The organism is Phyllobacterium sp. T2-21, from assembly GCF_055378485.1.
In genome coordinates, this window is the sequence record NZ_AP027915.1 from 514,993 (window position 1) to 539,669 (window position 24,677).

Annotated in this window: 21 protein-coding genes; 12 read left to right on the forward strand and 9 right to left on the reverse strand. The window is 59.5% G+C overall.

The features are described 5' to 3' along the window. Window positions 1-84 precede the first annotated feature (84 nt). Both ACZ5FP_RS24480 and melA read right to left on the reverse strand, forming a co-directional pair. Window positions 85-2,160 (reverse strand): ABC transporter substrate-binding protein, encoded by a 2,076-nt coding sequence (locus ACZ5FP_RS24480; protein ID WP_464664625.1) that lies wholly within the window; start codon window positions 2,158-2,160, stop codon window positions 85-87. Window positions 2,161-2,237: 77 nt separating this feature from the next. Then, on the reverse strand, window positions 2,238-3,710 hold the full coding sequence (gene melA, locus ACZ5FP_RS24485) for an alpha-galactosidase (RefSeq protein WP_464664626.1): 1,473 nt from the start codon (window positions 3,708-3,710) through the stop codon (window positions 2,238-2,240). A 244-nt stretch (window positions 3,711-3,954) separates the two neighbouring features. On the opposite strand from melA, the gene ACZ5FP_RS24490 reads away from it, so the two are divergent. Next, window positions 3,955-4,818 carry an AraC family transcriptional regulator gene (locus ACZ5FP_RS24490; protein ID WP_464664859.1) on the forward strand — a complete coding sequence of 288 codons (864 nt, stop codon included), beginning with the start codon at window positions 3,955-3,957 and terminating at the stop codon, window positions 4,816-4,818. Between the two features lie 50 nt (window positions 4,819-4,868). Here ACZ5FP_RS24490 and ACZ5FP_RS24495 read toward each other — a convergent pair whose 3' ends face one another. The 5 genes from ACZ5FP_RS24495 to ACZ5FP_RS24515 all read right to left on the reverse strand — a co-directional run bounded on the left by ACZ5FP_RS24495 (window position 4,869) and on the right by ACZ5FP_RS24515 (window position 9,957). Further along, on the reverse strand, window positions 4,869-5,789 hold the full coding sequence (locus ACZ5FP_RS24495) for an HlyD family secretion protein (RefSeq protein WP_288194353.1): 921 nt from the start codon (window positions 5,787-5,789) through the stop codon (window positions 4,869-4,871). Then, the gene (locus ACZ5FP_RS24500; protein ID WP_464664627.1) at window positions 5,776-6,507 is read right to left on the reverse strand and encodes an ABC transporter ATP-binding protein; all 732 of its coding nucleotides are present in this window, start codon (window positions 6,505-6,507) and stop codon (window positions 5,776-5,778) included. The genes ACZ5FP_RS24495 and ACZ5FP_RS24500 overlap by 14 nt, the downstream gene beginning before the upstream one ends. Before the next feature lie 5 nt (window positions 6,508-6,512). Further along, window positions 6,513-7,646 (reverse strand): ABC transporter permease, encoded by a 1,134-nt coding sequence (locus ACZ5FP_RS24505; protein ID WP_464664628.1) that lies wholly within the window; start codon window positions 7,644-7,646, stop codon window positions 6,513-6,515. A 4-nt stretch (window positions 7,647-7,650) separates the two neighbouring features. Further along, window positions 7,651-9,057, reverse strand: a complete 1,407-nt coding sequence (locus ACZ5FP_RS24510) for an efflux transporter outer membrane subunit (RefSeq protein ID WP_464664629.1) — start codon at window positions 9,055-9,057, stop codon at window positions 7,651-7,653. Window positions 9,058-9,318: 261 nt separating this feature from the next. Continuing rightward, entirely contained in the window at window positions 9,319-9,957 is a 639-nt protein-coding gene (locus tag ACZ5FP_RS24515) for a TetR/AcrR family transcriptional regulator (RefSeq protein ID WP_464664630.1), read from the reverse strand. Window positions 9,958-10,163: 206 nt separating this feature from the next. Between ACZ5FP_RS24515 and ACZ5FP_RS24520 the strand changes: the two genes are divergently transcribed. The 5 genes from ACZ5FP_RS24520 to cysE all read left to right on the forward strand — a co-directional run bounded on the left by ACZ5FP_RS24520 (window position 10,164) and on the right by cysE (window position 16,313). Further along, window positions 10,164-10,640, forward strand: coding sequence for a (2Fe-2S)-binding protein (locus ACZ5FP_RS24520; RefSeq protein WP_464664631.1), 477 nt, complete (start codon window positions 10,164-10,166; stop codon window positions 10,638-10,640). Continuing rightward, on the forward strand, window positions 10,637-11,620 hold the full coding sequence (locus ACZ5FP_RS24525; RefSeq protein WP_464664632.1) for an FAD binding domain-containing protein: 984 nt from the start codon (window positions 10,637-10,639) through the stop codon (window positions 11,618-11,620). Before ACZ5FP_RS24520 ends, ACZ5FP_RS24525 begins: the two co-directional genes overlap by 4 nt. Then, window positions 11,617-13,911: a xanthine dehydrogenase family protein molybdopterin-binding subunit gene (locus ACZ5FP_RS24530; protein ID WP_464664633.1), complete on the forward strand. Its 2,295-nt coding sequence runs from the start codon at window positions 11,617-11,619 to the stop codon at window positions 13,909-13,911. Before ACZ5FP_RS24525 ends, ACZ5FP_RS24530 begins: the two co-directional genes overlap by 4 nt. Window positions 13,912-14,159: 248 nt before the next feature. Then, window positions 14,160-15,491: an NAD(P)/FAD-dependent oxidoreductase gene (locus tag ACZ5FP_RS24535; protein WP_464664634.1), complete on the forward strand. Its 1,332-nt coding sequence runs from the start codon at window positions 14,160-14,162 to the stop codon at window positions 15,489-15,491. A gap of 12 nt (window positions 15,492-15,503) precedes the next feature. Continuing rightward, entirely contained in the window at window positions 15,504-16,313 is an 810-nt protein-coding gene (gene cysE, locus ACZ5FP_RS24540) for a serine O-acetyltransferase (RefSeq protein ID WP_464664635.1), read from the forward strand. A gap of 21 nt (window positions 16,314-16,334) precedes the next feature. Here cysE and ACZ5FP_RS24545 read toward each other — a convergent pair whose 3' ends face one another. Continuing rightward, window positions 16,335-16,526 carry a hypothetical protein gene (locus ACZ5FP_RS24545; protein ID WP_464664636.1) on the reverse strand — a complete coding sequence of 64 codons (192 nt, stop codon included), beginning with the start codon at window positions 16,524-16,526 and terminating at the stop codon, window positions 16,335-16,337. Window positions 16,527-16,928: 402 nt separating this feature from the next. On the opposite strand from ACZ5FP_RS24545, the gene ACZ5FP_RS24550 reads away from it, so the two are divergent. The 6 genes from ACZ5FP_RS24550 (at window position 16,929) to ACZ5FP_RS24575 (ending at window position 23,755) form a co-directional block, all read left to right on the forward strand. Beyond that, the gene (locus ACZ5FP_RS24550) at window positions 16,929-18,209 is read left to right on the forward strand and encodes an O-antigen ligase family protein (RefSeq protein WP_464664637.1); all 1,281 of its coding nucleotides are present in this window, start codon (window positions 16,929-16,931) and stop codon (window positions 18,207-18,209) included. 248 nt (window positions 18,210-18,457) lie between these two features. Then, entirely contained in the window at window positions 18,458-19,414 is a 957-nt protein-coding gene (gene ytfQ / locus ACZ5FP_RS24555; RefSeq protein ID WP_426137275.1) for a galactofuranose ABC transporter, galactofuranose-binding protein YtfQ, read from the forward strand. A gap of 76 nt (window positions 19,415-19,490) precedes the next feature. Then, window positions 19,491-21,008, forward strand: coding sequence for a galactofuranose ABC transporter, ATP-binding protein YtfR (gene ytfR / locus ACZ5FP_RS24560; RefSeq protein ID WP_464664638.1), 1,518 nt, complete (start codon window positions 19,491-19,493; stop codon window positions 21,006-21,008). Further along, window positions 21,008-22,021, forward strand: a complete 1,014-nt coding sequence (locus tag ACZ5FP_RS24565) for an ABC transporter permease (protein WP_464664860.1) — start codon at window positions 21,008-21,010, stop codon at window positions 22,019-22,021. Before ytfR ends, ACZ5FP_RS24565 begins: the two co-directional genes overlap by 1 nt. Further along, window positions 22,018-22,995 carry a galactofuranose ABC transporter, permease protein YjfF gene (gene yjfF / locus ACZ5FP_RS24570; protein WP_464664639.1) on the forward strand — a complete coding sequence of 326 codons (978 nt, stop codon included), beginning with the start codon at window positions 22,018-22,020 and terminating at the stop codon, window positions 22,993-22,995. Before ACZ5FP_RS24565 ends, yjfF begins: the two co-directional genes overlap by 4 nt. A 1-nt stretch (window position 22,996) precedes the next feature. Beyond that, window positions 22,997-23,755: a FadR/GntR family transcriptional regulator gene (locus ACZ5FP_RS24575; protein ID WP_464664640.1), complete on the forward strand. Its 759-nt coding sequence runs from the start codon at window positions 22,997-22,999 to the stop codon at window positions 23,753-23,755. 269 nt (window positions 23,756-24,024) lie between these two features. On the opposite strand, the gene ACZ5FP_RS24580 is transcribed toward ACZ5FP_RS24575, so the two are convergent. Continuing rightward, window positions 24,025-24,456, reverse strand: coding sequence for a Ros/MucR family transcriptional regulator (locus tag ACZ5FP_RS24580; RefSeq protein WP_464664641.1), 432 nt, complete (start codon window positions 24,454-24,456; stop codon window positions 24,025-24,027). Window positions 24,457-24,677 lie beyond the last annotated feature (221 nt).

Sequence of the window (24,677 nt, forward strand, 5' to 3'; positions counted from 1 at the left end):
AACGCATTCATGCCGTTGGATTTTTCAGTCCATCCCGCCGGTCGCAACGCGGTGCGACCGGCCGGATCAGAGGCCTTGGGAGGCTCAGTTCATCGGTCCGGGTCCGCCAGGCTTGCCCGGCAATTGCTGCGGGAACAGTTCATAGTCGCCCTGCTTGTCCGCCTTGACGAAGATGCGCTCGCGGATGACGGCGTCTTCAGCCCAGTTGAACATGAAAATCGGCGCCCCGGACGGGATGTTGGAGAAGCGCTTGTTGATGACCAGTGCACCGGCAAATTCAGTCAGCCCGACCGTGTTGACGTTGGCGGTATAAACCTTCTGATAGCGTTTCATCAGTTCAGCCCGCTCGGCATTGTCCTGGCTCGCGATGAATGCGTTGACGACTTTCACCAGCTCTTCCTCGTAGGGCATCAGGTCGACCGCACCGTTTTCCGGGGCACGGTGGTACCAGCTTGTGCGTGGCCCGACAGGCGCCAACTGTTCCGTGTTCTGCACGACGGAGGCGAGTTCCGACCTGTTGCGCAGGATCATCCAGTCAAAGCGGCCGCCGTAGTTGGCGGCGTCCCGCTGGTTGCCGTCAAGGGCGTTGAGAATGACACGCAACCCCAGTTTTTCCAGCTGCGCGATGACACCCTCGGCAAGGTTCTTGTCGGTGCTGTAGGCATTGTTCACGAGAAGGGTGATCTCAACGTCCTTCCCGCCAGCCTTGTCCGGCGGGAAATTGACGATACCATTGCCGTCGGTGTCCTTCAGGCCGGCCTTGGCCAGTTCAGCCTTCGCCCCCTCCAGATCGAAGGGGTAATAGACCGTGGACTGCCGGTCGTAGAAGCTCGTTGCCGATGACAGCCCGCCGGGATAGATCGCCGTGAACGGTCCTTTGACAAGCGCTTCGCCGAGCTTCTTGCGATCGATAGCCATGGTCACGGCTTTGCGGAAATGCTCGTTGCGATTGAGTTCGCGCACGGCCTGACCGCGTGCATCGGGTGCGCCCCAGCCATTGGCGGAAAAGTTCATGTCGAGATTATAGCCGATGAGGCGGGGCCCGAAGGCAAGCCGGGCGGGTGCATTGTCCTGCGCGGCGCGTTTCAGCGACTCCACGAAGTTTTCCGGCTGTTCGAGATTGGAGAAGTCGGCGGCCCCTGCCACGGTCTGCACGTCGCGGTCGGCCCATGTCGAAAGCTTGTAGTGCATCTCGTTGACATAGGGCAGCTGGTTGCCGGCTTCGTCGACTTTCCAGTAGTAGGGGTTGCGGCGCATCACGATGATGTCGTCGGGGCGGTATTCGACCGGTACCCAGGCACCCATGACGGGCATGTTCATATATTCGGGCGGGAAAGCATTCTTGTACTGATCGTAGGTTGTCCCGGCATATTTGGGATGTTTCGTCTTCAGGATATGCGCCGGGCCAGGGCAGAACGTGCCATAGGCCATGGCATAGAGATACTGGCGCGGGAACGCATCCTTGAAAGTCCACTGGACCGTATAGGCATCAACTTTCTTCAGCGTTGTGCCAACGCCGAAGGTTTCCTGTGTTGCGCCATTCAGCGGCGAAACATTGGGATCGAGGACATTGTCTTCCCAATAGAACATGACGTCATCGGCATCGAATGGCGCACCATCGGACCATTTTGCGCCTTCGACCAGATGCATGGTCAGCGTGTGGCCATCCGGCGACCAGTCCCACCCCTTGGCGAGGTTGGGCAGCGGTTCGACGTCGCTCGCTTCGACCTGGAACAGCGGTGCCGTTCGTGTCAGGCATTCGGACAGGCCGATGTCGATGCCGCCATAACCCTGCGACTGGCCGCCGCTGTAGTTCCAGCCCTCCGGCCGGCCGCCGATGACGTGCCGCAAGGTATCGCCATAGATACCGATGCCATCGGGCATGTTTGCCGTCTTGTAGACGAGCGGCTGCTTGGGCAGCCGGTCCTGGACCGGCGGAAGCTTGCCGGTCTTGACGAATTTCTCGGTCATCCAATCCGGTTCATGATAGGCGGGCAGGGTCTTGAATTCGAGGATCGCATCGCGCGGGACGTAGGTGATTTTGGCTTGCGCTTTGAAGGATGGCGGTTCAGGCGGAACTGTCGGCTCCGATGCCGCCGCCGGAACGGCCAGCATCGAAACACCCAAGGCGAGTGTACTCCAATAGCGCAGATGGCTCATCGTCTCTCCCTCTCGATTGTGATCCAGCCGGTATGGCCATTCCCGTCTCCTCCAAGCCGGGAAAAGCCGCTGGAAAGCTAATTCACGGCCTGCGTCATCAATGCTTTCTCTGCCCGCAATTCTTCGATCGAGCGCACGGAACGGCTGGCAGACCCTTTCCATTCACGCGTTGCCACAGTCTTGTGGCGCAGGCGTTCCTTGGCCGCATCAATCGCATGGGCATATTGCGGCAGCCAGGGTGCTTGCGCGACGATCATCTCATCGACCATCTGCCAGACTTCTTCCGGCGTGCACACGGCGCCAACCAGCGGATCGTGCAGGACGGCAAGCTTCAGAAGATCGATGTCGCCGCTGATAGCGGCGTGGACGGCCATGCGCTGCACATTGATCGATGCCACGCAGGTTGCGGCACAGGCTTCCGGCAATGTGATGCCGGAGACCATGTTGATACCGAACCGGTCGACGAAGCCGGGCGATTCAATGATTGCATCGGCGGGAAGGTTGGTGATGATCCCGGTGTTGCGGGTGTTGAAATGGCCGCGGTAGACCCGTCCGGTTTCCAGCGCTTCCAGAATATGGCTCGCATGTTCGTTGGAACGGCGTGCCGGATCGATCGGCTTGGCGGCCGCTTCGAGAAATTGCGGAAATTCGGTCTCGAACCAGTTTCTGGTTTCGGTCGAGTGCCGGAGATAGCCGCCGGTCTCGCCATGGATCCAGTTGGACATATCGATCCATCTGGCGATTTCATCGGGACGCTTGCGGTACCACGGCAGATATTCCGAGAGATGGCCGTTGCTTTCGGTGGAATAGACGCCGAAGCGCTTCAGCACATCGATGCGCAGCTTTTCCTGCTGGGAAAAGACGGGATGCGCCTCGAATGCGGCAATGAGTTCCTCCTTGCCGATCCTGCGTCCGCGCAGGCGGATATCGACAAACCAGGTCTGATGATTGATGCCCGAGCAGATATAGTCGAGCTCGTCCTTGGACCGGGCACCCAGAACTTCCGCGATCTGCTCCGCCCCGTGCTGAACCCCGTGGCACAGGCCGACCGTGTCGACCTTGCCATATTCAATGGCCGCCCATGTGTTCATCGCCATCGGGTTGGCGTAGTTGAGGAATTTTGCGCCGGGTTCCGCAACTTCGCGGATGTCCTTGCAGAAGTCGAGAATGACGGGGATGTTGCGCTGTCCGTAGAGGATGCCGCCGGCGCAGATCGTATCGCCGACGCATTGATCGATACCATATTTCAGGGGAATGCGGATGTCGTCGGCATAGGCTTCGAGCCCGCCGACCCGCACGCAGCTGATGATGTAGCGGGCACCCTCGATGGCCTTGCGCCGGTCGGTCGTGGCGGTTACCCGGGTTGGCAGATGGTTGGCCTCGACAATGCGGTCGAGAATGGACCTGATCATTCCGAGGTTGTGTTCGCTGATGTCGGTCAGGGCAAATTCGATGTCCCTGAATTCCGGTACGCACAGAATGTCCGTAAACAGTTTCTTTGTGAAACCCACGCTGCCCGCGCCGATAATGGCAATTTTGAAACTGCTCATGCTGACCTCACCTTGCCCATCATCAATGCGGGTGGAAGCAACAGGGCAGGGTAGCTCCGGTGGAAAAACACCGGGCTTTGCAAAGACCAGGTTTTCCTGTCTTTCCCCTTGTTCTATTCCTTACCCGCAGTTCATCCGCTGTTCTTGATTGGCATTATGCGTATATTCGTGGGAGCGAATAGAGAGGGATTATGCTTTTGAGGGTAATTTTGTGCTGCAGAAACTGATCGATACCGGGCACACCATGAAGACGGTTTCCCTGCCGCGGGGCCGCCATACGCTGCACACCATGCCCACCAGCACCGGTTATGAGGTGCGGCGCGATGAAATCTATGATTGGGACGGCCGAAAACGCGGCCAGACCCCCTTCACCGTCCTGCAGCACACGATCAGCGGAACGGGCATGCTCCGCTATGAGAACCGCAACTACAAGGTGCGCGAGGGTGAAACTCTGCTGGTCCTCGTGCCGCATAACCATCGCTACTGGCTCGAGAAAGGCGACCACTGGGAGTATTTCTGGATTTCCATGAATGGCGAGGAAGCGCTGCGCATTCACCGCTCGGTGCTCGCCGCCCAGGGGCCGGTTTTGCGCTTGCCGGGCGAGACGATAGAGCATCTGGCCGATTGCAGCCTGCGCCTGATCGCGGATGCGGAGACCGCCGGCCGCGCCTCGGCCATCGCCTACGAGGCCGCCATGGCGCTCTATGACGGCGTGTTCGGCTCACACCCCGTCGATCAGCACGAGAAAACCGTCATGCAGCCCGTCATCGATCACATCAGCGCCAATCTGGACAAACCGCTTCCCGTTGACGAACTGGCACGGGTAGCCGGGTTGAGCCGGGCGCATTTCTCCCGGGTCTTTGCCGAGTGCGAGGGGCTGCCCCCGGCGGAGTTCGTGCTGCAGAAGCGGATGCAGCGGGCAACAAAGCTTCTGACCAACGCCGCATTCCTTCCGGTCAAGGAAGTGGCGATCATGACCGGTTTCGACGATGCCAATTACTTTTCAAAAGTGTTCCGCCGCATCTACGGCGCCAGTCCGACGGAATTCCGCACCACGGGCATGTATGCCAGTCTTTCAACACGCGCATCGGGATCGGGTGAAAGCTGATGCGGCAGACGGGCGGCGAACCGAAGCCGCCCTCTGCTGCGATCATCCGGTCAGGTTTTGAAGCGGACAATCACGCGCTGCCCGATGAGGAATGGTGACTTGGGCTGAATGCTGATGATGCATTCAGCCGTACGGATGTCGACGCGATCACCGGGCGCATCCCGCGATTTGGGCTGTTCGAGCACATGCTGGATGCTGATGACGCGTCCCTGGATGGACACGGTGTCGTCGTTTTCCGCGATGATGTCGACATCCATGCCCGGTTTGACCAGCTTGACGAATTGCTCCTGAATTTCGGCGCGGACGATGCGTGGCGCCTCCGGCAGAAGCGTGAAAAGTTGGGTAACGGCTTGCGTCGATACGACCTCGCCGACACGGGCGGACTGGCGGATGATGCGTGCTGCGATGGGGGCGCGGACAAGCCGCATCTCGACTTCGAGACGGCTGTTGTCCGCACGGCTTTCCGCAGCCGCCAGGGCGGCTTCGGCGATGACCACTTCGGCTTTGGTTGCCGACAACTGCGCCTCGGCTTCATCAAGCGCCTGGGCCGAAACGGCGTTTCCTGCCGCTGCCCGGCGCAGCCGTGCGGCCTGACGGGTCTGGGCACCCAGCTTTGTCTGCAACGCGTCCAACTGGCCCTTGGTCTGGCGTGCTTCGGCTTCGGCGGTGCGAACAGCGATCAGTTCGCGGCGATTGTCGAGCGCGGCCAGGATATCGCCGGCTTTGACCCGCTGTCCTTCCTTCACCGGCACATCCTGAATCACCCCGTCACGCTGGGTGGAGAGCCGCAGCAGGCCGCCCTCGACATCCACGACACCGCGCGCCGCCGCAATAATGCCTGGCCTGGCCTGGGCAATTTCCGCCTGATTGGCCTCCGTCGCGCTCGACATGGCCCAGAGCGCGAGACCGGCGCCGCCCAGCGCTGCCAGAACGATCGCATACTGCAGAGAGGTGCGGCTAAACATAGTCATGACTGGTATTTCCTGACGCTTTTGCACCGGCGGCGGGACGCCAGTCACGAAGAATGCGGCCATCTTCCATCTGCAGGACACGGTCCGCATGGGCAATAAGACGCGGGTCATGCGACACGCACAGAACCGTGGCCCGGGTTCGTCTTGCAATCGTGTGAAGAATCTCGATGACGATCTGGCCGTTGACGCTGTCGAGCGCGCTGGTCGGCTCATCGGCAAAGAGGATGGCGGGGTTTTTCACAATGGCGCGGGCGATGGCCACCCGCTGCTTTTCGCCGCCGGACAGTTCGGCGGGGTGCAGGTGGCGCCGGGCAGCGAGACCAACCTGTTCCAGCGCCCGTTCCGCCCGCTCCGCCGTCTCTTCAGCGGCAACGCCGAGATAGTCCAACGGCACCTGCACCTGTTCGACGGCGGTCAGGGCCGGGAACAGGTTGAAGCCCTGGAAGACGAAACCGCAATGATGCAGGCGAAAGGAACCGCGCTCGGCATCGCTTGCCGCCACAAGATCGGTTCCAAGCGTTCTGATCGCGCCTGAATCAGGAATGGTCAGACCGCTCAACGTCGCCAGCAACGTGCTCTTGCCGCATCCGGACGGCCCGATGATCAGGGTCAGTTCGCCCTGGAAGATATCGATGGATACGTCCTGCAATGCAATCGTGCGGATTTGCTTGACGACAAATGCCTTGCTGATGCCGGTCGCGGAAATCGTTGGCTGCATGGCGGTCACCGGAGCAATGTTGCTGGATCGGCGTGCTGCAGACGCCGCAGGGCGAAAAGGCCGGCAGCGAACGCCACGGTGAGCACAACGGTGGATGCTGCCAGAACGATGCTGGTCCGCAGTTCAAAGGGCACGCTGTAGATGCGGGCTATGAGAGCGGCGGCGGTGCTGAAGACGGCGCCGACAACCAATCCGAGAACCCCGACCCAGGCGGCCTGTTCGATGACAATGGCCCGCAGTCCCTTGAATGATACGCCAAGGGCCCGCAACGTTGCATATTGCGGAATGGATCCGGCCACGGCGGCCATCAGTGTCTGGCTGGTGACGAGAGCGCCGACGAGCATGGCGATGATGGTTGCGAAGATGAAGGCGATACCGGCACCGGATTCGAGAAGCCAGTACCGTATCGACATTCCCGCCAGTTCCGGGGCGGACCACACGTGAAAGCGCGGGATTCCCGCTGGATTGTTCAAACGCTCGCGAATGGCTTCCGCTGGTCCGAACTTTGTCACGGTATAAAGGAAATAGGTCACGTCATCCGTTGCCCCAAGCGCATTGTCCAGAGTCCGGGCAGTTTCTATCGACGTGACGACGTTCACGCCGCCCAGCCCTCGCAGACCCTCGATCAAACCGACAATGTGAATGCGGCGGCCATTGACCTCGGCGGTATCGCCGACATCGACGGCCAGCTTGTGCCTGTCGGTGGCATCCACCAGCGCTGTTCCGGGTTGCTGCAGCAGGTTGCGCATTGCCGGGGGAACAACCGTGGAGAGGCCGATGCTGCGAGGGCGCGCGTCAATGCCGACAATATTGATGCTGGTGCCGCCGCCGCGTGCGCCGCGCCAGTCACCGGAGCCGAGCAGGAAGCGTTCAACATGGGAAATGTTCGGTTCCATGTACAGGCTGGTTGCGATGCCGGCGCTGATCGGCCGCCCGAGATCCACGCTTTGCGTGCCGGGAAAACCCACCCAGTATTGCGCGCTGGACTGTGTGACGTAAAGCGCATTGGACCCGATGATGCCGAGAAGCAGGGCGCCCTGGACGATCATGAGAACGCCGGAAAAACCCACCGCCACAATCGCCGGCAGAAACCGCCGCCATTCATGGACCAATGTTTTGCGTGCTATCGAAACGGACATCCGGTTACCCCTTCCGTTGCCGGGCGGGGGCGGCGCCTTGCGTGCTGGTCGTCAGAGGCGAAGCGCCGCCAATGGCCTTGTAGAATGTGATCAGGGCAAGCGCTTCGGCTTCCTGCGCCTCGGCCAGTTGCTTACGCTGCGCCAGGACGCGCATCGCCGAGCCAATCGACTTGGATCCGTCGCTCAGGCCTTCCCGTTCGAGGACCGTGGTTGCGGAGCGCATTTTTTGCGCGGACGCCAGATTCGCGTTCAGTTGCCGGGTCGTGGCATGAACGGCCGACCATGCCCGCAGCGCGGATGATGCTTCCTCATAGGCAACGAGAACACTCTGCCGGTAGGCCGCAACAGCTTCGTCGAACTGAGCCTGCCGTGCCGCAACGACGTCGCGCCGCCGTCCCTGATCGAAAACCGGAATTTGAACCGACGGCCCGCCCATGATGCCGAACGGCGAACCGTTGGACGGTCCGCCAACACCGACAATGCCGCTCAGGCGGAGTTTTGGGTAGAGGTCGGCCTGGGCGATGCCGATATCGGCGGCGGCACGCACGGTTGCAAGTTCGGCCCGCCGGACATCCGGACGGGCGCGCAGGAGGTCCGCCGGACGGCCTGTGACGGGGTCGAGCCGTGCGACGGGTTGAGGTTTTGTGTGCTGCAGGGAGGTGTCGATCTGCGTGGTCCCGAGAAGGGTGGCAATCTGCTGCAGGGTGATGTCGATCTGCATCTGGAACCGGGCCTGCTCCGCCTTCGCATCGCCAAGGCTTATCCGGGATTCCTCGGCGTCCGATGCGGCGGCGAGGCCGGAACGGTATTTGACCGCGGCAAGCTTGCCGTCGCGCTCGATCAGGGCAAGGGAGGCGCGGGCGATCGCCTCGCGCTCCTGCAGCGCGCGCAGGCGCACGTAAGCGCTGGCAATTTCGGCGGCAACAGCGATGCGTGCCGCTTCGACGTCCTCGGCGACCATGTCGGCGGATGCCTTGGCTGCCCGCTGTGTGTTCTCGTTCAAGCCAAACAGGCCAAGCTCCCAGCCCACTTCAAGGTTGAGCTGAACCGGACGGCGCAGCAATTCCTGCGATTTGGTCGAACCCGTTCCGGCATTGGCTGTACCCGAGACATCGGCGGTGGGCATGAAAAGCGTTCTTGATGTCCGCGCCATCGTTCGTGCGGCGACAAGCTGCTGTTTCGCCTGGACGATGGTGAGGTTCTGTCCAAGCGAACGCACGACGAGCCCGCTCAGAACCGGATCGCTGAACGTCTGCCACCAGTCGCGCAGGTCGCGCTGTCGGCCAGCAGGCATCGTCGCGGCGGTCGCATAGCGCGCCGGCAGGCTTGGCGCCGAGAGAGCCAAGCCTGATGCATCATTCTGGCAAGCGGTCAGCATCGCCGCACCGGCAAGGACGCAGATGGTCTTCACGCACGCATGGCGACAGAGCAATGGGGCAAGGGGCAATGTCAAATCTCACGCACGCGACCTTGGACCCGGCACCCGGTATTTCGGGCACAGCCATGGTCGTGGAAGCCGCGGGAACGAACGTTTTTCCCAATCGCGCTCGGTGTTGTAACTGCAGGCATTGCTTCTCACATCCAATTGTCCGCGCATCGTTGCATGCGAGGATTGCGGGAACATGATGGAGCGGTTGTCGAGGCGCGGATTAAGGCTTGAAAAACTGCCGTTTCAGGGGGCGTGTTTCGCCCCGGCACCCCACCGCAGGCCATCCATCAGCAGTTTCACCAAACGGCGGGAACGCTCATGCCAGTCGGGAGCATCGGGAATAGAATAGATGGTGAAGAGGGCATGCAGCAGGTCGGTGCTGTCGATGTCCCGCCGGATGAGATTCTGATGTGCGGCCGCTTCCACGAGATTGCGCAGGGCGACGGAGACCATGCCGGAACTCTCGGCAAAAAGTTCGGAGTTCGTGTTGACCAGCATGCGCAGGCTGTTTGCCATGCCTCTTTTCGCGGCGATATAGCCGACAAACCGCTGCATCCACTCCTCGAGAGCCACATCCGGCGCATGGCTCAGGGACAATTCGCCCGCTGCCGCACAGAGACTCTCGACTTCGCGGCGGTAAACCACTTCGACGAGATGTTCGCGCGTCGGGAAATGACGGTAGAGTGTGCCGATGCCAACACCGGCGCGCCGCGCGATGTCTTCGAGGGAGCCTTCAATGCCACGTTCCGAGAAAACCGCTGCCGCGACTTCGAGCAGCTTTTCCCGGTTGCGTCGCGCATCGGCGCGCATGCCCTTGGCTGCCGACGGGGTTGGCTCGGAATTTTCTGGCGGCTTGGCAACCAAAATCTGCTCCACGCTCATGGGGGCTTGACCACGAGCAACAAGGTCTTAAGATAAGCGGAGGCCCCTCCGTTTAAGTGGAGTCCGTTTGCCTTCTTATCGCAGAATCGGTGCCGGTGTCATGTCTCTCATACGTATAGGCTGGTTTTGAACTTTCTGGCAGGCGGCAGGTGTCCGCATCCCGGGCCGCCGACTGAATCTGCATCCGCTACAGCAGGAGCAATAGAATGACCGGAACAATCGACTTGAAGCTTAACATCAATGGCAAGGAGCAGGCGCTTGCCGTCGAGCCGCGTGTGACGCTGCTGGACGCCCTGCGCGAGCATATTGGTCTGACCGGAACCAAGAAGGGCTGTGATCAGGGACAGTGCGGCGCCTGCACCGTTCATATCGATGGCAAACGCGTGCTCGCCTGCCTGACACTTGCCGCCCAGGCCGAGGGCCGCGCGATCACCACAATTGAAGGCATCGCGGCAGAAGATGGCGAACTGCATCCTGTCCAGGCAGCCTTTCTCGAGCATGATGCCTTTCAGTGCGGTTATTGCACGCCGGGACAGATCATGTCGGCGGTTGCCTGCATTCGCGAAGGACATGCGGGATCAGACAACGAGATTCGTGAATATATGTCGGGCAACCTCTGCCGGTGCGGGGCCTATTCCCATATCGTGGCTGCTGTCCGTGAAGCTGCGGAGGCCGCATCATGAAGAATTTCACCTATCTGCGTGCAGGTTCGGCGGACGAGGCGCGCACGGCCGCAGCGCTTGCCGGGAGCATGATCCTGGCCGGCGGCACCACATTGCTTGATCTTGCCAAATGCGGGGTTGCCGAACCGGAAACCGTCGTCGATATCACGCATCTCACTGGTCTTGACCGCATAGAGGTCGACGGGAACCGGGCATCGATCGGATCGCTTGCCCGCATGAGTGCGGTGGCCGATCATCCAGCGATGCAGGACGCCTTTCCGGCCGTCACGCAATCGCTGGCGCTGGCAGCTTCCGCGCAAATCCGCAACATGGCGACCATTGGCGGCAACCTGCTGCAGCGCACGCGTTGTCCCTATTTCCGTGATGCGGCCGTATTTCCCGCCTGCAACAAGCGCAGTCCCGGCTCCGGGTGCACTGCCCTTGGCGGCGTGACCCGCAATCACGCGGTTCTGGGAACAAGCGACGCCTGCATTGCCACCTATCCGGGTGACCTGGCTGTCGCGCTGGTTGCCTTTGATGCGGTTGTGCATCTGGGAAGCCGCGAGATACCGATCGATGACTTCTTCCTGCTGCCCGGCAATCATCCGGATCGCGAACACGCCATGGAGCGCGGTGAAATCATCACCTCCGTGACAATACCGCTATCGGCCGCCGCACGGCGCTCCACTTACCTCAAGGTCCGCGACCGGCAGTCCTATGAGTTCGCCGCCGCCAGCGCCGCTGTCGGGCTGGAACTGGCTGCCGACGGAAGGACGGTTCGCGATGTGCGCATAGCCCTTGGCGGCGTAGCAACGAAGCCGTGGCGGGCCCGCGCGGTGGAGGCGGCATTGATCGGCAAGGTGCTGGAACCGGAGCTGGTCCGTCAGGCCAGTCTGCTGTCCATGCAAGGCGCGGCTGATCATGGCGCGAACCACTACAAGATCGATCTCGCCCCGCGTGTGATCACGCGCGCTGTCCTGCAACTGGGAGGTCTGGCATGACTTTCATCAATCCAAAGGCCAAGCATGGCGATGCATCCGACGGCAATCTCGGCGGACGCCTGTCAAGGCTCGATGGCCCCGCCAAAATCACCGGCAGCGCGACCTATGCGGTCGAACATCAGATCGAGGGGCTGGTCTATGCCGTAACGGTGCAGAGCACGATTGCAGCCGGTATCGTAACATCCGTCGATGCCAAGGCTGCGGAAGCATCGCCGGGCGTGCTCCTGGTGTTGACGCCCGACAATATCATGCCGCTGAAATCAGCGACGACATGGGCCGGTACGCCCGGCCCGGAAGGTCCGTTTCTGGCGCTGCCGAAGATTGTGAGCTTCAATGGCCAGCACATCGCTGCCGTTGTGGCTGAAACCCTGGAGCAGGCCACGGCCGCCGCAGCCCTCATCAGGGTCACCTATGAGGAAAGGGAGCATGTTTACGGCCTCGACGACCCCAAGGCCGGGGACGGGGTGCCGATCGAGCGCATGACGATGTCGCGGGGCGATGCCGAGAAGGCACTGGCCGAGGCTCCGGTGCGGATCGAACAGGAATACCGGACGCCGCGTGAATACAATGTTGCCATCGAACCGCACGGCATTATCGCGCAGTGGGAGGCAGACAGCCTCACGCTATGGGAGCCAAGCCAATGGATCGACGGCATGGCCCGTTCTTACGCCGAATGGTTCGACATACCGTTCGAGAATGTCCGCATGATCTCGCCCTATATCGGCGGCGGCTTCGGCTCGAAAGCGCTGTCGCTGCCACATGGCGCCGTTGCCGCGATCGCTGCGCGGATGCTTGGCAAACCGGTGAAGCTTGTGGTCACGCGTCCGCAAACCTTCACCGCCTATGGCGGCCGTCCCGCCACCCGTCAGACATTGGCCCTCGGGGCAACCAGGGAGGGCAAACTCCTTTCCATCGTGCAGCGCGGCGTCAACGAGACATCGATGCTCGGCGTTGCGGTCGAGCCGCTCGGTTCTGTCACCGCGATCATGTATGCGGTGTCCAATTTCAGCTCGCGGCAGAATGTCATTCCGCTCAACACGGTCACCCCGGGTGCCCTGCGGGCGCCGGGAGAAAACCCCAGCGCGTTCGGTATTGAATCGGCGATCGATGAGCTTGCCTATGAAGTGGGCATCGATCCCCTGCAGATCCGCCTGCTGAACTATGCCGAGGAAGATCCGGAGGCGAAAATTCCCTGGTCGACCCGCCGGCTGCGGGAGGCCTTCGCCGCAGGTGCGGAAGCCTTCGGCTGGTCAAAGCGCTCGCCGGCGCCGCGTTCGATGCGCGAAGGCAACCAGCTGATCGGCTGGGGTGTCGCGGCAGGGACCTATCCGGTCCGGCGCACACCCGGTGAAGCGCTGGTCCGCATTCTCGTCGATGGCACGGCGGAGGTCGCGAGCAGCAGCATCGATATGGGGCAGGGAACCTATACGATCCTTGCCCAGACCGCCGCTGAGGTTCTGGGTATTCCGGTTGACCGGGTTCGTGTGAAGCTTGGAGACTCGGCCTTGCCCAGGGCACCGGTTGCCGGCGGCTCGCAACTCGCCAACCTGATGACGGGCGCTGTCCACAAGGCAGCCCACGCGGCACGCGATGAACTGATCGGTCTTGCGCTTAATCATCCGAGTTCGCCTTTTCTCGATCAGCAGACCAATACCCTGACCATTGCTGATGGCGTGATTTCGACGCCGCGCAGTGAAAAGCCCAATATTTCCATCGCCGATTTCATGCGTGTCATCGGGCAGGAAAAGGTCGAGGCGTTGCGCGATACCCTGCCGGAGGACAAGAAGAACACCCAGGACCGCTACAACAACTTCACCACCATGATGGCGATGAAGCCGCCGACGGAAGGCGGCTACTCCCTGCACAGCTGGTGCGCGCATTTTGTCGAGGTGCGGGTTGATGCGGATTTCGGCACCGTGCGTGTCTCGCGCATGGTCTCGGCGCTTGATTCGGGCCGCCTGTACAATCCCAAGCTGGCCGAAAGCCAATGGCGGGGCGGCATCATCATGGGCATCGGCCAGGCACTGCTGGAGGAGGGCGTCGTCGATCCGCGCTACGCCCGCGTCATCAACAACAATCTCGGCGATTATCTCGTGGCGACGAATGCGGATATCCCGGATCTGCAGGTGATCTCCGTGGGTATCCCCGATCATCATGCTTCCGTGCTCGGCGGCAAGGCGGTTGGAGAATTGCCGATCGTTGGCGTGGCCCCGGCCATAGCGAACGCGGTTTTTCATGCCACGGGAAAACGCATCCGGGAGCTGCCGATCACTCTCGATAAGCTCCTGTAAGGCCTGTCCGCAAACAGGAAGCCCATCTGACAATATGTGTTTCGCGCATGCATGGCGCGAAACACGCTCGTTTGAGCATATTCCTGCGGAGATAGGCGGTCATTGGCAAAACAATACCTCCTCTCGAAACCGATCTTCTCTACCTTGCAGCGGCGGCGGCGTAATGGCATGGCTGGAAAGCATCTGCCACGGCGTTGCCACGCCGGTAGACCTGTATGATCGATTGTTGGTGAGAGGAAACCTGTTCAATGCCTGGCCCTTATGTTGTGCGCGTTCATGGTGACGAAGACCTTCCGGAAAAGGTGGATGTGGTCGTTGTCGGTGGCGGTATCATAGGAGCCTCGACGGCGCTCGAACTGGCCGAACGCGGCCTCAAGGTGGCGCTGTGTGAAAAGGGCGGCATCGGCCAGGAACAATCCAGCCGCAATTGGGGATGGGTGCGCATATCGCGCCGTGACCCGCGCGAAGTGCCGCTGATGGCGGAGGCGCTGCGCCTGTGGTCCGGTTTTGATCAGCGGCTTGGCCGCGATACCGGGTATAAGCGCGCCGGCATTCTGTTCACAGCGCCGGACGACAAATCCTACGAGGAAAACGAGCGCTGGCTGCAGAATCTGGTGGGTTATCAGCTGGAGAGCCGCATGATCAGCGGCAAGGAGCTCGACGATCTTCTGCCGGGCGGACATCTGCCCCTGAAAGGTGCCCTGTATACGCCCGTTGATGGGCGTGCTGAACCGCAGAAGGCGGCACCCGCCATCGCCGAAGCGGCGCGCGACAAAGGCGCATCCATCCTCACGGAATGCGCCGTGCGGGGCATCGAAACAACCGGCGGCAAGATATCCGGTGTTGTCACGGAACGGGGGACAATCGGATGCAGCGCGGTGGTGCTCGCCGGCGGCGCGTGGTCCAATCTGTTTTGCGGCCTCTATGGCATCGACCTGCCGCAACTCAAGGTGCTGAACACCGTCATCCGCACCAAGCCGCTGCAGGGAGGCCCGGAAACGGCGCTGTGGTCCAAGGATTTTGCCATCCGCAAGCGTCAGGACGGGGGATACACCATTGCCTCCGGCCATGAGAACATTGTCGATATCGTGCCGAAATCATTCCGCTATGCGCGGCAGTTCCTGCCGGCACTGAAACTGGAATGGAATTCCCTGTCCTTTCGCTTGGGCGGCCGTTTCTTTGACGAGGCGCGCATTCCGGCAAAATGGAAAATGGATGAGGCGAGCCCGTTCGAGTATCACCGGGTCCTTGATCCCAAGCCATCGCTCGATCTGTCGAACCGCTTTTTCGACAGCCTCAAAGCGGCATTTCCCGTGTTCAATCAGGCGGAGATTGCCCAGCGCTGGGCCGGCTATATCGACGCCACGCCTGATGCTATACCTGTCATTTCGGCCGTCGACGAAATCCCCGGCTTTCATATCGCCACGGGCTTTTCCGGCCATGGGTTCGGCATAGGACCGGCTGCCGGGCGTTTGATGGCCGATATCGTGACCGGGCGCGCGCCGGTGGTGGACGCGGCGGCTTTCCGGTTTTCCCGTTTCAGTGACGGGTCCAAGATAACGCCGATCACCGGATTTTGAGTGTGGTGCACAATGACCAATGCAACGGCAGTTTCAAAAAAGCGCGCACTATGGTCGCGTATTCTTACAGAGGCAGCGACGGTGAGCGAGCGCGAACCGACGCTTTCCGCGTTTCTACAGCACGCGGTATTGCGTTTCGACAATCCTGAGGATGCGCTGTGCCAGCAGCTGGCGGATGTTCTCGCCAGCCCGGTCGTGACAAGCGAAAAACTATGGGATCTGTTCAGCGGCGTGCTGAAGCAGAACCGCGCGGTATTGTCCGGAATGGAGGCGGATGTCAGCGCTGTCCTTGAGCGCGATCCTGCCACCAGGAGCGCATTGCATGTGCTGCTCTATCTCAAAGGGTTCCACGCGATCCAGGTCCACCGGTTCGCCCATCATTTGTGGAATACGGGCCGGGAGGATATGGCTGCTTTCCTGCAATCGCGATCGTCACGTGTTCTGCAGGTCGATATTCATCCCGCCGTGCGCATGGGAAAGGGCGTGTTTTTTGATCATGCCACCGGCATCGTCGTCGGCGAGACGGCCGTGATCGAAGACAATGTTTCCATTCTGCAGGGCGTGACGCTGGGCGGTACGGGGAAGGACACCGGAGACCGGCATCCCAAGGTGCGCCACGGCGTTCTCATCGGCGCCAGTGCCACCGTTCTTGGCAATATCGAGATCGGCGTCAATTCCAAGATCGGCGCCGGTTCGGTTGTCCTGAAATCCGTCGAAAACAGGAAAACGGTGGCGGGTGTTCCCGCCAAGGTCATCGGTGGCGTGCAGGAAAGGGAGCCAGCCCGTTCGATGAACCAAATTCTTTACGATGTCGGGCTCTGAACCCTGCGGAGGAGGATGGGACTATCCCGCCGGATTATCGTTGGCTATTCCGCGCCTGTCGGGTTCTTTCAGCCGCGCCATCGAGAATTTCAGGACATTTTGCACGACATCCAGTTCATGACGGCCGGCGGGCGTCGCACCGCGGGCATCTTCGGTGAGTTTCAACATTTTCCGGAACAATTCGCGAATTTCGAATTCGGACAATGGAGCCATTGTTTGAATGTCTTCGATACGCATCGGTTTGTTGTCGCCGTGTTCATGCATCACGATTCCCATTGAAATCCTTTTCAGCCGGGGTGTCTGGACATGAGTTTCTTCAAGTCGCGCAAGAATTGAAAATTATTACCGCCACAATCGCGTTGCGTTCGGACAGGTCAAACCGGTGCTTGGACCAGCATAGAGATGGCGGTTGATCGCTCCCGTCATTTTTGAACAACGGCATTGCAATATGCCTATTCATTGCACTTGACCCCATTGCGCAATCTGAAACATAGTCGGGACGCGGATGGTTCCAAGGAAAAACACCGGGTCGATTGCCGGTGAAAATCAACATCCGTACGTGGGGGCGGGCATGACGATACAGGGCAAAACACCATTCGGGTCAGCCAGACCCTGATGCGCACCTTTGTGTTTCTGGGGATATTCTTTCTATTCTGGATTACCACGACTCCATTTCCCGATTTGAGCGCTGTCATCAATCCCGCCGATCCGCGCTCCGACGCGCTCTATCAGGTGGTGATGCTGCTCCTCTCCGCCATGCTGCTCTTCTTCGGTTTGCGACACCCCCTCCGGCGAATGATCCTGCAGCCAGCCGCTCTGCTTTCGGCAATTTTCTTCTGGTATATCTTCGTTTCAATCCTGTCGCTTCACCCGGACGTTGCCGTGAAAAGGGCCATCCTTGGCGCACTGGTTTGCATGAACGCGAGCATATTCCTGCTCCTGCCAAAATCGGAGCGGCATTTTGCGGCACTTCTGAGTTTGGCCACCCTGGTGATGCTGGGGTTCGCCTACTGGGGCGTCACGGTCTGGCCGCAATATGCGATTCACAATATCGGTGATTTTGCCGAACGGGAACTGGCAGGCGATTGGCGCGGTCAGTTCTCGCACAAGAACATCACCGCAGGCGTGATGGTCATATCGGTCTTCTTCGGCCTGTACGCATGGTCATCCCATCTGCGCCTGAGAGCCGTTGTCATTGTCGTCCTGTCAACGTACTTCCTGTTCAGGACCGGTGGTAAAACCTCCTCGGCAGCTTTGCCGGCCACACTTGTTCTCGCAGCTTTGTTCGAGCGTTTGCGGTCGCTGCGTTTTCTCATCGTCCTGGGCGGAATCATCGCCATCAACTTCGTCACGGTCGGCGCGGCATTTCTCGAGCCGGTGCGCGAGCTGCTGTCCTCCGTCGGAATAGACCCGACATTCACGACACGCACCGATATTTGGAGGCTTGCGATCAATGCGGTGGCGCGCCAGCCGATCACCGGATACGGCTTTGACGTGTTCTGGGGGTCTCCTGAACTGATTTATGGCGGCGGCCAGATCGAAAGCGGAGCGTTGAACGCGGGAACCGCCCACAATGGCTATGTTGATACGCTCGTTTCAGCCGGAATTCCCGGCCTCATACTCATCTTCGTCTGGCTGTTGATTCTGCCGATCCTTTATATCGAGCGTGCAGAAGAACAGGGAGGAAACCCGCATCTGACGCGCCTTTTCTCCCGTATCTGGCTCTACGTGATTTTTGCGAGCTGTACGGACACGCTTTTCTTCCAGAATCGCAATCCGGTCTGGTTCGCGCTGCTCATTGCCGTCTTTGGCCTGCGTTTTCAGGCCAAGTCGGACATGATCGAGAGTGCCGTGCCAAGGGTGGCAACGGGTTCCTTGTCGGCGCAGCCCACGTAAACCATCCCGATAGCCGATGGAGTTTCATGACAATCCGCCGGGCTGACGCGTCCCCGCTCGCGCTTCGGTACTTGGCATTCCCGCTATCCTTCCGCGATTGATTTGCCTCGGCTGCTGCCCGCAACCGGGCGCTTTGTGGTGGCTCAAAACCGTCTTGTTATTTGTATTACTATATTATAGTAATACGGCGGAGGTCTGGGAGGATCTTGTAAATTTGACCAATTTCGGGAGGAGACGTCATGATTTCCATGAAGAGAATTCTGCTTGCCAGCACGGTTGCCATGTTGTGCGCTGGTGCTGCGCATGCGGCTGATTTGACAGTCGGTTTTTCACAGATCGGCTCGGAGTCGGGCTGGCGTGCGGCTGAAACATCCGTGTCGAAGATCGAAGCCAAGAAACGCGGCGTCGATCTCAAAATTGCCGATGCCCAGCAGAAGCAGGAAAACCAGATCAAGGCGATCCGCGGCTTCATTGCGCAGGGTGTCGACGCCATCTTCATCGCCCCGGTCGTGGCGACAGGGTGGGATACTGTTCTTGCCGAAGCCAAGGAAGCCAAGATCCCGGTCATTCTTTTGGACCGCACCATCGAAACAGCCAATGACGGTCTCTATTTGACTGCGGTTACGTCCGATACCGTCCACGAAGGCAAGGTTGCCGGCGAATGGCTCGTCAAAGCGGTGGCCGGCAAGGACTGCAAGGTTGTTGAATTGCAGGGAACGGTTGGTTCAAGTCCTGCGATCAACCGCAAGAAGGGTTTCGAGGACGGAATCGCCTCGGCCTCCAATATCAAGATTACCCGCAGCCAGACCGGCGACTTTACCCGTTCCAAGGGCAAGGAAGTCATGGAAGGCTTTCTCAAGGCGGAGAACGGCGGCAAGAATATCTGTGCTCTCTATGCGCACAATGACGATATGGCCGTTGGTGCCATCCAGGCAATCAAGGAAGCCGGGTTGAAGCCGGGCAAGGATATTCTCGTCGTGTCTGTCGATGCGGTGCCGGATATTTTCAAGGCGATGTCTGAAGGGGAAGCGAACGCAACGGTTGAGCTGACCCCGAACATGGCGGGACCAGCCTTTGATGCCTTGAAGGCATTCAAGGACAGCGGAAAAGCCCCGCCAAAGTGGATACAGACGGAATCGAAGCTCTACACACAGGCCGATGACCCGAAGAAGGTCTACGAGGAAAAGAAGGGCCTGGGATACTGATCAGGATCACCGTGCCAGCCGTCCCGTTCGGGCGGCTGGTCACTGATCGAAAATCTGCTGATGGGGAGACGGCGCAATGACGGACAAACCCGGTCTTCTTGCGGTAGAGGGCATTTCCAAATCATTTGTTGGTTTCAAAGCGTTGGATGGCGTTGATTTCACCGTCAGGCCGGGGGAAATCCACGCGCTTCTCGGCGAAAATGGCGCGGGGAAATCAACCCTGATCAAAGTGCTGACTGGTGTTCATCAGCCGGATGCCGGCGTAATCAAAATCGACGGGCAACCGGTGGCCATGCGCGATACGCAGCATGCTCAACATCTCGGTATCGGTACGGTTTACCAGGAAGTGAATCTGCTGCCCAATATGTCCGTTGCCGATAATCTCTTCATCGGGCGCCAGCCAATGCGGTTCGGTTTTGTCAACCGCAAGCTGATGGAAAGACAAGCGCGGGAGTTGCTGGCGCAATATGACCTGCATCTGGATGTTTCGTCCGATTTGTCCCGTTACTCCGTTGCGGTGCAGCAACTCGTGGCAATCGCCCGCGCTGTCGATATGTCGGGGCGCGTTCTTGTCCTTGATGAACCGACCGCCAGTCTTGATCGCCATGAGACCGAGATCCTGTTTGCCATACTCCGCCAGTTGCGCGCCCGCGGCTTTGGTATTGTTTTCATTACGCATTTCCTCGATCAGGTCTATGAAATCTGTGACCGGGTCACGGTCCTGCGCAACGGAAAGCTGGCTGGCAGCGCTTTGACTGCGGAACTTCCAAAGATCGATCTGGTTTCCCTGATGCTTGGACGGGCATTGGCGGTCGCAACGCACAATACGCGCCATGACCGGCCGGTCCCCGCCATCAAGTCGTTCTCCTTCAAGGGACTTGGACGCAGCCGCAGCATTGCGCCGTTCGATCTCGATATCGGTGAAGGTGAAGTGATCGGCATGGCGGGGCTTTTGGGATCGGGCCGCACGGAGACCGCCAAAATTCTGTTCGGAATCGACGCCGCGGACACGGGGCATATCCGCATAGACGGACATCCCGTGCTCATCCGCACACCACAGGACGCTGTCGCCTGCGGGTTCGGGCTGTGCCCGGAAGATCGCAAGTCCGACGGAATCATAGGCGACCTTTCCGTGCGCGAGAATATTTGCCTGGCGTTGCAGGCCCAGAAAGGCTGGTTCAACCGGTTGTCGAGCCGTGAGCAGATCAGTCTGGCCGACACATTCGTCAAGGCGCTCGATATCCGCACCACGGATATTGAAAAGCCGATCAAATTTCTATCCGGCGGCAACCAGCAGAAGGTTATTCTTGCCCGCTGGCTTGCAACCAATCCCCGGTTTCTCATTCTCGACGAGCCGACGCGCGGTATCGATGTGGGCGCGCATGCGGAGATCATCGCGCTGATCAACCGGCTTTGCGACGATGGCATGGCGCTGCTCGTCATCTCCTCGGAGATTGAGGAAATCGTCGCCTACAGCACCCGTGTCGTTGTCCTGCGGGATCGCGCGCATCGCGGCGAAATTTCCGGTGACGATATCACGACCTCAAACATCATGCAGATGATTGCTGCTGAATCTGAAGGGGCCCCTGCATGATCCGTCTGAATACTGCAGCGTTGACGAAAGCCATGCCGCAGCTGCTTTCGCTGATGCTCATACTGTTTCTCAATTATCTGGCATTCCCCGGATTTTTTGAAATACGCCTTCAGGACGGCCGGCTGTTCGGCAGCCTGATCGATGTCCTCAATCGCGGTGCCCCGGTGATCATCCTGGCAATCGGCATGACCGCTGTCATCGCCAGCCGCGGTGTCGATCTTTCGGTCGGCGCCGTCATGGCCGTCTCGGGCGCGCTGGCTGCAACGATGACCGTCGCCGGTTATCCCCTGCCTGTCGTCATTGTTGCCGCCCTCGGCACGGGTCTGGCGTGCGGCCTGTGGAACGGCATTCTCGTCGCCTATTTCGACCTGCAACCCATCGTGGCGACCTTGATCCTCATGGTGGCCGGCCGCGGCATTGCGCAGCTCATCACCGAGGGCTCGATTGTCACCTTCACCGAGCCCGGCCTGATCTTCTTCGGAACAGGCTCCTTTGCCGGCATTCCCATGCCCATCCTGATCGCGGTCTCGCTTCTCGTCGTCGCGATTGCCATGGTCCGGCGCACGGCAATCGGGCTGCTGATCGAATCGATCGGCATCAATCGAAGCGCGAGCAGCTATGCCGGACTGAACAGCAAACTGCTGCTGCTCGTCATCTACGGGTTTTGCGGGTTTTGCGCTTCACTGGCCGGGATCATCATTGCCGCGGATATTCGCGGTGCCGATGCCAACAATGCGGGTCTCTGGCTGGAACTGGATGCAATTCTCGCGGTTGTCGTCGGCGGGACGTCATTGTTTGGCGGCCGCTTTTCCATTCTCATGTCGGCGCTCGGCGCGGTTATCATTCAGGCGATGAACACGGGGATATTGCTGTCCGGCTTCCCGCCCGAATACAATCTCATCCTGAAAGCGCTGGTCATCATTGTCATCCTGCTGGCACAGTCATTTTCATCCCTGGGCGGATGGGCATTTCTCAGGGGGGAATTCCGCTCGAAGGGGGGAAAGAGACAATGAACACACGCCTTTTGCCCCTTTGTGCCACACTGCTCATCTGCCTCATTGCCTACGCTGCGTGTGTTTTCCAGTTTCCGGCGATGTTCTCGACCCGTGTTGCCGGTAATCTGCTGACGGACAATGCCTTTCTGGGAATTGCCGCTGTTGGCATGACGTTCGTCATTCTTTCCGGCGGCATTGACCTCTCTGTGGGATCGGTGATTGCCTTTACCGGCGTGCTTCTGGCCGTCCTCATCACGCATTATGGCGTTCATCCGCTGATTGCCTTTGCCATCGCGCTTTTGATCACCACGGCTTTCGGGGCAAGCATGGGCGCGATCATCCATTACCTCGAAGTGCCGTCCTTCATCGTCACGCTGGCAGGCATGTTTCTGGCACGAGGCATGTGCTTCGTGATGACAACGGATTCAATCCCGATCGATCACCCGTTCTATACGGCATTACAGGGGCTGTTCTACCGGTTGCCAGTCGGCGGACGGCTGACCTTCATCGGTTGCCTTATGGTGCTGGTATTCTTGGTCGGTATCGTCGTCGCGCATTTCAGCAAGTTCGGTTCCTACATCTATGCGGTGGGCGGAAACCGCACGTCGGCCGAGCTGATGGGCGTGCCGGTTGCCAGGACCACGATCGGCATCTATGCGATGTCGGGCTTCCTGTCGGGGCTCGCCGGAATTGTCTTTTCGCTTTACACCTCTGCGGGTTATTCGCTCGCCGCCGTCGGCGTCGAACTCGATACCATCGCGGCAGTGGTGATCGGGGGGACATTGCTGACCGGGGGCGTCGGCTATATCGCCGGTACGTTCATCGGCGTGATCATCCAGGGGATTATCCAGACCTACATCGTCTTTGATGGAACCCTGTCCAGCTGGTGGACAAAAATCGTTGTCGGTGTCCTTCTCTTCTCGTTCATTGCCTTGCAACGCATATTGGTGTTCCTGTCACTGAAGAGAACAACGGCGACCAGTGGGGGGTGATTTGCCACGCAACGATCTTTCAAATTACGATTTCCGGACGGCGGGCCATTCGCACACGCATCACGGCCACGTCATGCGCGCGCTCGGCTTGCGCATCATCAGCGGTGACTACGCGGAGAACAGCATTCTGCCGGGTGACGCCGAGCTGTTCGAGCGCTTCGGCGTGTCGCGGACGGTGCTGCGCGAAGCATTGAAGACGCTGGCGGCCAAGGGCCTGATTCAGCCGCGCGCCAAGATTGGCACGCGCGTGCTCGAGCGATCGCATTGGAATCTGTTCGACCCCGATATTCTGGTCTGGCATTTCGAGGCCGGCCCCACGCCGGAATTCCTGTCGAGCCTTCTGGAAATGCGTCTGGCGCTCGAACCCGAAGCGGCGGGCCTCGCCGCGCGCCGCAGAACGACCACTCAGCTCGAAACACTCTATAAATGGGTCGACAGGATGGGGGAGGCGGGCCAAGCCGCATCCAGTTTCGTCGACAGCGATCTGCAATTTCATATCGCCATCGCCGATGCGTCTCACAATCCCTTCATGCGCTCGATCAGCGCGCTCATCGAGGTGGCCTTGGTGACCACGTTCACGATCAGCTCGCCGATCCCGAACCCTGAGCGCCACAGCTATTCGGTGGCGCGCCACAGGGCCATTGCAGATGCGATCAGGGACCGCAATGTGAGCGCTGCCAAAAAGGCCATGCGCGGGGTCATCGAGGACGGTGCGGAACGCGTTCTTGCCGCGACAACAGGCGTGCAGAACGCCGATTGATGCTGTCAGCGCTTCCCGGCCACCCCTGATGACGGCACCGGGGGCATCGCCACAGAATGGGGTCGTTCCGAAAGCATGCTGGCGATATCGCGATCATCCTCGACGATCAGGATTCGAGCCGGAATGTTCAGCGATAAAGTCGCCCGATTGTCCCATTTCCGGCGGCTTAAATCACGGCGCCATATATTTAGTTATGTTTCGACGGGAGAAAATGGTGTGACTGATGCTCTGGCATTCACGCTTCAGACAGATATAGCCGCGGGTCCCGACTATAAACCCATTCGTTTTCGGCCAAGACCATTTTCCTTTGCCAGAGCAGAGCGCCGGGTCGAATAATTGGGTGCAACCATCGGATAAGAGGAGTCCAGGCTCCATTTTTCGCGATAGGCTTCCGGCGTCAATCCATACTCGTTCATAATATGACGTTTCAAAGTTTTGAACTTCTTTCCGTCATCCAGGCATATGATGTAGTCGGCCAATATCGATTTGTTCGGATTAACGGCTGGTGCCGCCTTTTGCGCTTGAGGAAGCGGCACATGTTCAAGCGCGACTTTGTCGAGCGCGGCATGGATTTCCGTAATGACCTTGGGCAATTCAGTCCAGGGTATCGAACTGCGCCGAACATAAGCCGCCGCCAATTTGGCTGACAATTCGACAAGCAGAACTTTATGATTCAATTCGTCATTCCGGTCGTCTTTCACGATGATCCTTTTGACTTTGTGTCTGTCGGATATATAAGTATTCGTCGAAGTACATTAAATTGAATTGGGTGAAAATTAAAGATTGAAGTGAAAAATATTCCAGAAACGAGGAGGCTTTATGCAGCAATAAGGCGGCGTTGTTTTGTATTTTGATTTGATCCGAAGATTGCACATTTCGACACGTTCGCTTCATGCGAACGATAAGAATGGGAGGAAACAGC

Excerpts from the sequence above, each read along its gene's own strand:
- ACZ5FP_RS24480 (WP_464664625.1), bottom strand. The coding sequence starts at position 2,160 with ATGAGCCATCTGCGCTATTGGAGTACACTCGCCTTGGGTGTTTCGATG.
- melA (WP_464664626.1), bottom strand. The coding sequence starts at position 3,710 with ATGAGCAGTTTCAAAATTGCCATTATCGGCGCGGGCAGCGTGGGTTTC.
- ACZ5FP_RS24490 (WP_464664859.1), top strand. The coding sequence starts at position 3,955 with ATGAAGACGGTTTCCCTGCCGCGGGGCCGCCATACGCTGCACACCATG.
- ACZ5FP_RS24495 (WP_288194353.1), bottom strand. The coding sequence starts at position 5,789 with ATGACTATGTTTAGCCGCACCTCTCTGCAGTATGCGATCGTTCTGGCA.
- ACZ5FP_RS24500 (WP_464664627.1), bottom strand. The coding sequence starts at position 6,507 with ATGCAGCCAACGATTTCCGCGACCGGCATCAGCAAGGCATTTGTCGTC.
- ACZ5FP_RS24505 (WP_464664628.1), bottom strand. The coding sequence starts at position 7,646 with ATGTCCGTTTCGATAGCACGCAAAACATTGGTCCATGAATGGCGGCGG.
- ACZ5FP_RS24515 (WP_464664630.1), bottom strand. The coding sequence starts at position 9,957 with ATGAGCGTGGAGCAGATTTTGGTTGCCAAGCCGCCAGAAAATTCCGAG.
- ACZ5FP_RS24520 (WP_464664631.1), top strand. The coding sequence starts at position 10,164 with ATGACCGGAACAATCGACTTGAAGCTTAACATCAATGGCAAGGAGCAG.
- ACZ5FP_RS24525 (WP_464664632.1), top strand. The coding sequence starts at position 10,637 with ATGAAGAATTTCACCTATCTGCGTGCAGGTTCGGCGGACGAGGCGCGC.
- ACZ5FP_RS24530 (WP_464664633.1), top strand. The coding sequence starts at position 11,617 with ATGACTTTCATCAATCCAAAGGCCAAGCATGGCGATGCATCCGACGGC.
- ACZ5FP_RS24535 (WP_464664634.1), top strand. The coding sequence starts at position 14,160 with ATGCCTGGCCCTTATGTTGTGCGCGTTCATGGTGACGAAGACCTTCCG.
- cysE (WP_464664635.1), top strand. The coding sequence starts at position 15,504 with ATGACCAATGCAACGGCAGTTTCAAAAAAGCGCGCACTATGGTCGCGT.
- ACZ5FP_RS24545 (WP_464664636.1), bottom strand. The coding sequence starts at position 16,526 with ATGGCTCCATTGTCCGAATTCGAAATTCGCGAATTGTTCCGGAAAATG.
- ACZ5FP_RS24550 (WP_464664637.1), top strand. The coding sequence starts at position 16,929 with ATGCGCACCTTTGTGTTTCTGGGGATATTCTTTCTATTCTGGATTACC.
- ytfQ (WP_426137275.1), top strand. The coding sequence starts at position 18,458 with ATGAAGAGAATTCTGCTTGCCAGCACGGTTGCCATGTTGTGCGCTGGT.
- ytfR (WP_464664638.1), top strand. The coding sequence starts at position 19,491 with ATGACGGACAAACCCGGTCTTCTTGCGGTAGAGGGCATTTCCAAATCA.
- yjfF (WP_464664639.1), top strand. The coding sequence starts at position 22,018 with ATGAACACACGCCTTTTGCCCCTTTGTGCCACACTGCTCATCTGCCTC.